We start from the raw sequence: 916 nt of genomic DNA, 5'->3' as shown, positions 1-916 counted from the left end.
GGCGGGGCAGCTGGAGCGGCCGTTGCAGCGCGCCGCCCCGGCTGCCCCCACGCGCTGGCACACCTGGCTGGCGGCCGTTGTGGCCGTGTGGGGCCTGCGGGAAACCCTGGCCATCACAGCCCGCGCGCAAGCCGCTACCGAATGCCGCCCCCAATATTCGGGCGGTCCGGTGCCCACCGTCGGGACTTCTGGTTCCCAAAAAACCGTCGCTACTCAGGAAGCCCAAGCGGCTGGAAGGTCGTTGCTAAGTAGTACTTCCTCCAAATCGGTGCTTGGTGATGTTCAGGCGGCAGCTGCGCCGGTGCTGCGGGGTAGCGTTACGGACGCTGGCAGTAGTGAGCCGGTGCCGGGATGTACGGTGCTCATCGTCGGTACTGTTTTTGGGGTTATTACGAATGCCGAGGGGCAGTTTGAGCTGCCGGTGCCGGAATCTTTGCTTGGTGCCCGGGAAATCACCCTGACCGTTATGTCGGTGGGCTTTGTATCGCAGCAGCGCACGCTCGTTGCCAGTACGGCGCCGGTTGAGCAGGTTTTTCGGCTTCAGCAAGATGTGAAAGGGATGCTGATGGACTATGTCCGTAAGATGCCACCCGCGCCCTGGCATCCGCGCCGCTTTTATTATTGGAGTAAATACTGGCTCAGCAAGCCCTTCCGGAACTAATAATCTGCAAAAACCTACATTAGCCGCATGGCCACTCTCCCCCGCATCTCCATTCCGCAGCCCTGCGCCCAGCTCTGGGCCACCATGACGCCCACCGCCGACGGCCGCCACTGCGGCGCCTGCGCCACCGAAGTCGTGGATTTCACGCGCCTGAGCGACGCGGAAATTATGGCGTACCTGGCGCGGCAGGGTGGCCGGCCGGTGTGCGTGCTGGCCCGCGCCCCGCAGCTGGCGGCCTCGGCGCCGGCCAGTCGC

Annotated in this window: 1 protein-coding gene and 1 pseudogene; both read left to right on the top strand. The window is 64.5% G+C overall.

Annotated elements, in window-relative coordinates; all coding sequences use genetic code 11:
• Positions 1-661, top strand: a 661-nt coding sequence (locus GM79_RS02285; RefSeq protein WP_152559787.1) for a carboxypeptidase-like regulatory domain-containing protein, incomplete at its 5' end; no start/stop codon positions are given.
• Between the two features lie 27 nt (positions 662-688).
• Positions 689-916, top strand: a pseudogene (locus GM79_RS02280) (hypothetical protein); the annotation flags it as partial.

The sequence above is a fragment of the Hymenobacter sp. IS2118 genome, assembly GCF_000715495.1.
Lineage (GTDB): Bacteria > Bacteroidota > Bacteroidia > Cytophagales > Hymenobacteraceae > Hymenobacter.
The sequence above is the reverse complement of the archived record's forward strand: the minus strand, read 5'-3'. Positions and strand labels throughout refer to the sequence as shown.